We start from the raw sequence: 7237 nt of genomic DNA, 5'->3' as shown, positions 1-7237 counted from the left end.
GGCCGGAATTGCGCGTGTAGGAGGGGGTTTCGGTGTCGGACCAGTCCATGGTGGATGGGTCGTGGGGGAGGAGATACGAATTGGCCATGACGATCGGTGTGCGAATGGCACCCGACGTCTTGTCGATCTCGTTGCCACCATGGACCGAAAGGGTGTTGAAGGCGAGCGTCGACAACTCGTGCTTGTCTGGTCTGGACATTGATTAACCTCGTTGTTGGCTTGAGTGTTTAGATGCCGTGTCGCCGCTGAACAGGCACGGCGTTTTCCATCTTCTGGAAAACTTGAGGGATTACGAAGGTTTCCCAAAGCTCTTGTGAACGTCCTTCACGAGCAGGGCAGGGGTGGATGTCTCGGTTCGCATCATGGCCTCATTGAGTTTGGCGGCTGCCTGCTCCCGCAGACAGCCAGAGCATCCGGCCAGGTGCGATCTTCACAAATCGAGCCTGAGCACGCCAGTTGCGCGTGATACGCATGGCATGAACCGAAGAGCGCGGGCCTCCTTGGACAAGACGGCATCCTGATGGATCGGTTGGCCTTCCAGCATCCCGCATTCGCAAGTCCCGCAAACCCCGTTCTCGCAGGACGCCATCAACAGCACGCCGGCGGTGCGCAGTGCCGCAAGAGCGGAGGTATCAGCTGCAACAGGAACCACGGTCCCGTCCCTGAGCTCGATTGTGAAGGGTGCCGGTGGCACGCCGTCGCGCTCCGGTGGTTGAAAGGCCTCGAAGTGTACGGTGCCGTCCGGCCAATGCGCGGCAGCCCGATCCACAGCCGCCATGAAGCCAGGTGGCCCGCAATAGTATAGCTGCGCATCGGCTGAACGCCCCGCCAGCAAGGATTCAAGGTCCTGTCTGGTCTCCGGCTCGTCGTCGAAATGTAGCCTGACATTGCTGGCATCGAGAGCCTGTTCGGTAACCGACAACAGAGGCGTGAGTGCGCGGCTGCGAGTGAAGTAATGCAACTCGTACGGCCTGCCCAACCGCTCCATGACTCGCGCCATTGCCACGATCGGGGTGATCCCGATACCTCCCGCCAGCAGCATGGCCGGGCCTTGGCCGATATCGAGTGGAAAATGATTGCGCGGAGCAGAAACCGGCAGTGTCGATCCAACGGCCACTGTCTCATGAATCCAGGCTGAGCCGCCGCGCCCAGCCTGCTCACGCTTCACCGCGATGGTGTAGCGGCTCAGATCCATCGGGTCGCCGCAAAGCGAATACTGGCGCACTTTCCCATCGGGCAAATGAACATCGACGTGGGAGCCCGGTTCGAAGGGTGGCAGCAGAGATTTGCGCGGGTGCTTCACATCGATGACCAGAACGTCGCCTGGCTCCTTGCGAGCGGCGACTACAGTCAGTTTCATGATGATACGGGGCGATGCCATGCCGGTTCACTCGTCAATTGGAAGAATCGGATCACCGGGGCGGATCGTGCCGCCGACCTCGATCGCGCAGTTCAGCCCAGAGCGGTTCAAAAGCCCTTCGTAGAGACCTGGAATGCCGAGCAATTGCTCGATGTACTTGCAGGGATAATTCATCCGCGCCGCCCGCAGAATGGTCTCCCCGACCCGGAAACGTTTGCCGACGAGATGGCCGAGCGGAGCCCCTCGCGTGGTCAGGTTGCGTCGGTGATCCTCCGGTTCGAGCTTTGCCTTGAGGCCCGGAATCCTAGGTTCGCCACGCGCGATAGCCTCCAGGACCTCGACTTCGATCAGCGTCACCTCGCGAACGTCTGGTTTGGGAGAATATGTCCCCGTTCCCAGATAGTACCGGTCCCCGATGATGCCGCTTCCGGCAATGAGCTGGGCCTCCGCCAGTTCCTCCATTTCGTAGGATGCGGCGGGCGCGACGTGAATGTGCAATAGCCTTCCCTGCCAGATCATGTATCGCTCTCGAAAATTGTGGCTTCACCATCAAGTGAGCACTGGAATCTCGCCGAAGGAACGGCTTCGCGTTTTCCATCCGCCTTTCAGCGAAGCCACACCTCGATCCTGTGAAGAACCTGCCATGAGACTGGTGTGATCAACAGCACCAGTTGCGTTACGTTCAGCCAGTCCAGTGCTGCTTTGTCGTGCTGGCGGCGCACGCCTCAATCATCGACCGATCTCCGGGCCGAACGATATTGCTGCCCCGGCAGCGATCGGAAAGCTCACTGTTGTAGCTGTTTTACGGCCTTCCGCAGTATCCGAACACCATTGTCGATCTGCCGTGTGCTCAAGGCCGAATAGCCCATGACCAACCCGACTCGATCGGCGCGCCTTTGGTTTTCTTGCCGATTGTAAAGCGGCGAAACCGGATGCAACCCCAAGCCTGCGAGTCGCCCTGCTGCGATCAGTGGCGCTTCCAGGGTTTGCGGAAGGTCGTTGAACCACACGACAACATGTAATCCGGCGTCGACGCCTTCGATTGCGATTCGGTTCCCGAAGTTTCGCTGCAATGCGCTCAGCAGTGTCTTGCGGCGCTCGCCGTTCAGCCTGCGCACACGGCGCACATGGCTTTCATACGAACCGCTCTCGATCAGAGAGGCCAGGGCCTCCTGCTCGGCTACAGGAGAGTGCCGGTCCACCAATTGTTTGGCCGTAGCGAAGGCCTCCCGCAGATCGAGGGGGACCACGAGATACCCGATGCGTAGCATCGGCGAGAGCGTCTTGGAAATCGTCCCGAGGTAGATGACGTTGCTGCCGCCATCCAACCGGTGCAGCGGAGGTGCCGGATTGATGTCGTAGCGATACTCGCTGTCATAGTCGTCCTCGATCACATAGGCGTCCTCGTGACGCGCCCACTCCAGAAGCTGATGCCGGCGCGCGATTGGCATGACACCGCCCAGGGGAAACTGATGCGAGGGCGTGACGTATGCCAGCCGTGCGTCGACTTCTGCCAGCAACGCCGTCTTCATCCCATCTGCGTCGACATCGACCGGCACGGGCGTCGCACCTGTGCTGGCAAAGACCTGACGCGCCATTCTGTAGCATGGGTCCTCTATTACGAAGCGATCGGCGGGATCGAGCAGCAGGCGCGCAGCTAGATCCAGGCCCTGCTGCGAACCATTGACGACAATGATCTGCTCAATGTTGCAGCTGACGGTTCGGGCGCGCCAGAGATAGCCCTGCAGGGCCTGGCGCAAGCGGCGTGATCCGCGAGGATCGTCATAGGCAAGCCGCGCAGGGCGTTGCGCCATCGCGGCGTTCATGGCGCGTTTCCAGATCAGTGTCGGAAAATCGGACGGCGCCAGGTCACCATATCGGAAATCAACCTTCAACGCGTTCGGCAAATAATCCGGCCAGGGTGTGCTGGTTCGCAGCCGTTCGCCATAGGCGGACAGGCGAACCGAGACGACCCGTTTCGGCGAGGCGCTGCTGGAGTTGTGGTCGAGCACGGATGATGCAACGCGGGGACGTGCGCCTTGCTGAACTTCGATGAAGCCTTCCGCGGCCAGTTGCTCATAGGCAATAGTCACTGTCGTTCGCGAAACGCCAACTTCGTTTGCAAGACCTCGTGAGGACGGCAACTGACTGCCGGTCTCATAGACACCACCAAGGATCTGGTCTCGAAGCTCTTCGTAGATCTGGCGCGAGCCCATGCCGTGCGAACGACCCGCTGAGCCGGAATTGGGGGACTGGACCATTTCTTTCATCGCCAACTGGACATTCCATATACGCCACTTTGAGCACATTCTGCCTGAAATCCAAGAGGACCTTCAAGGCCGATGACCCGCACCACAGAACAAGCAAAAATGGATGCTGGCGGGCAGTCGTCGCACAATGCCGGTCTCGGTTTCGCCACCAGGTCGATCCATCACGGCTATGACCCAGCCTGTTTCTCCAATGCTGTTCAGACGCCGGTCTTCCTGAACTCCACCTACGGCTTCGAGAGTGTGGCGGCGAACGAGGCGGCCGCAGCACTTGGCGGCAGGCTTTACGCCCGCGAATACAATCCGACGACGGAAATTCTCGAGACAAGGCTCGCCAATCTGGAAGGGGCCCAGGCGGGCCTGGTCGTGGCCTCCGGGATGGCGGCTTTTAGCGCGTTGACCCTGTCGCTCCTGTCGCAAGGCGATGAGCTTGTCGTCCATAAGACCCTCTATGCAAACACGCTTGCCATGGTCGAGCAGGCGTTCCCCCGGTTCGGCATCAAGGTTGTTGCGGTCGATCTGGCTGATCCCAGCGGCATGGATGAAGCAATCACTGACAGGACCCGTCTTGTCTTCTTTGAGACCCCGGTGAACCCGCTGAGCCGCATCCTCGACATCGGTTCAATCGCCGAGCGCGCCCATGCGCGTGGCGTGAAGGTCGCGGTCGACAGCACCTTCGCCTCGCCCGCGCTCCAACGACCGCTTGAACACGGAGCCGACATCGTGCTCCACTCGCTGACCAAGTACATCAATGGTCATGGGGATGCCCTCGGTGGCGCGATCCTTGGTGATACGGAGACACTTCATACGCTGCACGAAACCGGCCTGCGCTACATCACGGGGGCTGCGCTGTCACCAATGTCGGCGTTCCTGATCCTGCGTGGTCTCAAGACGCTCACGCTCAGAATGGAGCGGCACAGCGCTACCGCGCTTGCGGTCGCGCAGGCGCTTCAGGCGCATCCCGCGGTGGCCTGGGTGAGCTACCCCTTTCTCGACTCGCACCCTGATCAGGCGATTGCTCGAAGGCAAATGTCACAGGGATCAGGTATGATGGCTTTTGGCCTCCATGCGGGGTTCGAAGGCGCGCGCCTGATGATGGACGGGCTTGGCCTGATCACCCGGGCTGTGAGTCTCGGTGATGCTGACAGCCTCATCTATCACCCGGCAAGCCTGACACGTGCTCGCAAGAGACTACGCAAGGACGCGCATCTTGCCGATGGCGTTGGAGAGGACCTCATGCGCCTTTCGGTCGGCCTGGAAGATGCCAACGACTTGATTGCCGATCTGAGGCAGGCGCTGGACGTGCTCTGACGAGCCCAGTTCCGCATCGATTTCAACACTGACACGGTCATGCAGAAATCTGGAGCAATGCAAATGGCAATCCTGAGCGGGCTTTCCGCTTTCCCTATCACGCCAACTGACCGGGACGGTCGTGTCGATGCCACGGCGCTGCGCAAGTTGGTTGCCAGGCTTTGCGCAGCGCAAGTCGATTCCATCGGCCTTCTCGGCAGCACCGGCAGCTACATGTTCCTGACGCGCGAGGAACGACGTCGGGCCATCACCGAGACGCTCGGCGAAACCGGAGGGCAAACGCCCGTCGTCGTCGGCGTGGGCGCGCTGCGCACCGATGAGGCAGTGAAGTTCGCGCAGGACGCCAAGGCTATCGGCGCTACAGCGGGATTGCTTGCGGCCGTCTCTTACGCGCCACTCACCGACGACGAGGTGTTCGAACATTTCTCGATCGTGGCGCGCGAAAGCGGACTGCCGATTGTCATTTACGACAATCCAGGCACCACGCATTTCCACTTCACCCCGGCACTTGTCGGTCGTCTCGCGGAGGTGCCGGGGATCGTCGCGATCAAGAATCCAACCGATGGCACCGACACGATCAACAGTCATCTGGCTGAGCACAGACGCATCGTTCCGGAGGAATTCTCGATCGGCTACAGTGGCGACCGGAACTGTTGCGAGGCCATGATCGCCGGAGCCGACACATGGTACAGCGTCCTCGGTGGCATCTTGCCGGAACCCTGTCTGAAAATCGTCAGGGCAGCGCAGCGCGGGGACGCCGAGGAAGCACGCAGACTGGACCGCAAACTGATGCCTCTGTGGGATCTCTTCAAGAAATTCTCCAGCCTTCGCGTCGTCTATGCGCTCGCCGAATTGCTGGACATTTGTTCCACCGAACCCCCACGCCCAATCCTGCCGGTCTCTGCTGCGGCAAAGCGCGAGATCGCCGAGGTATTGCAAAATCTACCCTCAGGCTCTGGTTGGTGAACCGTGTGACGCTTGATCAACGAAAGGATCAGTCATGTATATCCCTGCGCATTTCAATGAGCCAAACCGAGACGTTCTTTACGATCTGATCGAGAACAACGCGCTTGGCGTTTTGATCACTCACGGAGCAAGCGGCCTCGACGCCAATCACATCCCTTTCGAATTCGACCGATCGCAGGGAGAGTGCGGGACGCTTCGTTGCCACGTCGCACGTAACAATCCAGTCTGGCAGGATGTGGCGACAGGCGATGACGTGCTCGTGGTGTTCCGCGCGGCCGACGCCTACATCTCGCCGCAGTGGTATCCGAGCAAGCAGGAGTTCCACAAGCAGGTGCCGACCTGGAACTACCTGGTGGCGCATGCACACGGGCGGATCACAATCCACGATGACGAGCGTTATGTCCGTCGCAATGTCGCCAAGCTGACCCATAGACACGAGGGGAGGCAGCCTGTCCCATGGAAGATGGGTGATGCGCCCCGGGAATTCATTGATGCGATGGTCAAGGCGATCGTTGGGCTGGAGATCGAAGTGACCCGCCTTGTCGGCAAGGTCAAGCTCAGCCAGAACAAGGAACTCCGCGACATCCGAAACGCTGGCGAAATTCTGAACGCCCAAGGCGACCACCAGATCGGTGAGGCGATGCTTGCAGCCGCCGCCCGAAAGTCGGAACAAGGCTGAAGGCCACGCCCAGTTCACAACGAATATTGACGAGGCATACCAATTCCAAACCCGGTCGACGCCGACGGGACACTGAACTCGCAATCCAGCCTCCGCAAAGGTGACGCGCCATGCCTCGCAAAGCTTACAACGTAAACGGTGCCGCCACTGTCGGCCCGTATTCCCATGCTGTTGAAGCCAACGGTTTCATCCATCTTTCCGGGCAGACGCCGCTTGACACTACAACTGGAAAATTGATCGAAGGTGATATTAGCGCGCAGACCGCCCAGTGTTTCGGTAATCTATTTGCTGTGCTGGCTGAAACCGGACTCACTGCTGATGATGTCGTTACATGCTCGGTCTATTTGACCGACATGAAGGATTTCCCGGCGATGAATGCAGTCTACGAACGCCAATTCTCGAAGCCTTTTCCGGCTCGGACAACCATCGGAGTGGCTTCCCTTCCACTTGGAGCCAAGGTCGAAATCGGCTTGATTGCTGCCCGCCGCTAAGAGCACGGCCCGGCTGTCGTTGGCAGGTCGTAGCCAGCCTGCGATCGTCATTGCACGCGAGGTGGTTGGTCACTCCTCTTCAGACCGAGGCCCTCGGGATCCAGCCGGATTTTATTACCGCACCACGGGCACGGAGTTGACCTAAGTCGATTTGGGGCGAAGG

The 7237-nt window shown here is 59.8% G+C and carries 7 protein-coding genes and 1 pseudogene; 4 read left to right on the top strand and 4 right to left on the bottom strand.

The genetic code is table 11. The features are described from left to right. The 4 genes and pseudogenes from D3227_RS06775 to pdxR form a co-directional block, all read right to left on the bottom strand. Positions 1-199 (bottom strand): annotated as a pseudogene (locus D3227_RS06775) (cystathionine gamma-lyase); the annotation flags it as partial. A gap of 231 nt (positions 200-430) precedes the next feature. Further along, positions 431-1381: a PDR/VanB family oxidoreductase gene (locus D3227_RS06770; protein WP_120013328.1), complete on the bottom strand. Its 951-nt coding sequence runs from the start codon at positions 1379-1381 to the stop codon at positions 431-433. A 6-nt stretch (positions 1382-1387) separates the two neighbouring features. Then, entirely contained in the window at positions 1388-1879 is a 492-nt protein-coding gene (locus tag D3227_RS06765; protein ID WP_120013327.1) for an MOSC domain-containing protein, read from the bottom strand. Positions 1880-2145: 266 nt separating this feature from the next. Next, positions 2146-3630: a MocR-like pyridoxine biosynthesis transcription factor PdxR gene (gene pdxR / locus D3227_RS06760; RefSeq protein ID WP_120013326.1), complete on the bottom strand. Its 1485-nt coding sequence runs from the start codon at positions 3628-3630 to the stop codon at positions 2146-2148. A gap of 72 nt (positions 3631-3702) precedes the next feature. On the opposite strand from pdxR, the gene D3227_RS06755 reads away from it, so the two are divergent. From D3227_RS06755 to D3227_RS06740, 4 genes are all read left to right on the top strand, one after another. Beyond that, a complete protein-coding gene (locus tag D3227_RS06755) occupies positions 3703-4938 on the top strand; it encodes a trans-sulfuration enzyme family protein (protein ID WP_120013325.1) in 1236 nt (411 codons plus the stop codon). Positions 4939-5001: 63 nt separating this feature from the next. Further along, complete coding sequence (locus D3227_RS06750) at positions 5002-5904, top strand: dihydrodipicolinate synthase family protein (RefSeq protein WP_120013371.1); 903 nt, start codon at positions 5002-5004, stop codon at positions 5902-5904. 34 nt (positions 5905-5938) lie between these two features. Then, the gene (locus D3227_RS06745; protein ID WP_120013324.1) at positions 5939-6583 is read left to right on the top strand and encodes an FMN-binding negative transcriptional regulator; all 645 of its coding nucleotides are present in this window, start codon (positions 5939-5941) and stop codon (positions 6581-6583) included. Positions 6584-6693: 110 nt separating this feature from the next. Continuing rightward, a complete protein-coding gene (locus D3227_RS06740) occupies positions 6694-7074 on the top strand; it encodes a RidA family protein (protein WP_120013323.1) in 381 nt (126 codons plus the stop codon). Positions 7075-7237 lie beyond the last annotated feature (163 nt).

The sequence above is a fragment of the Mesorhizobium waimense genome (genome assembly GCF_003601975.1).
GTDB classification, from domain to species: domain Bacteria; phylum Pseudomonadota; class Alphaproteobacteria; order Rhizobiales; family Rhizobiaceae; genus Mesorhizobium; species Mesorhizobium waimense.
Note: the sequence above shows the minus strand (reverse complement) of the source record. Positions and strands in the feature narration are given on the sequence as shown.

Coding starts and splice junctions, on each gene's coding strand:
- D3227_RS06770 (WP_120013328.1), bottom strand. CDS start 1,381: ATGGCATCGCCCCGTATCATCATGAAACTGACTGTAGTCGCCGCTCGC.
- D3227_RS06765 (WP_120013327.1), bottom strand. CDS start 1,879: ATGATCTGGCAGGGAAGGCTATTGCACATTCACGTCGCGCCCGCCGCA.
- pdxR (WP_120013326.1), bottom strand. CDS start 3,630: ATGAAAGAAATGGTCCAGTCCCCCAATTCCGGCTCAGCGGGTCGTTCG.
- D3227_RS06755 (WP_120013325.1), top strand. CDS start 3,703: ATGACCCGCACCACAGAACAAGCAAAAATGGATGCTGGCGGGCAGTCG.
- D3227_RS06750 (WP_120013371.1), top strand. CDS start 5,002: ATGGCAATCCTGAGCGGGCTTTCCGCTTTCCCTATCACGCCAACTGAC.
- D3227_RS06745 (WP_120013324.1), top strand. CDS start 5,939: ATGTATATCCCTGCGCATTTCAATGAGCCAAACCGAGACGTTCTTTAC.
- D3227_RS06740 (WP_120013323.1), top strand. CDS start 6,694: ATGCCTCGCAAAGCTTACAACGTAAACGGTGCCGCCACTGTCGGCCCG.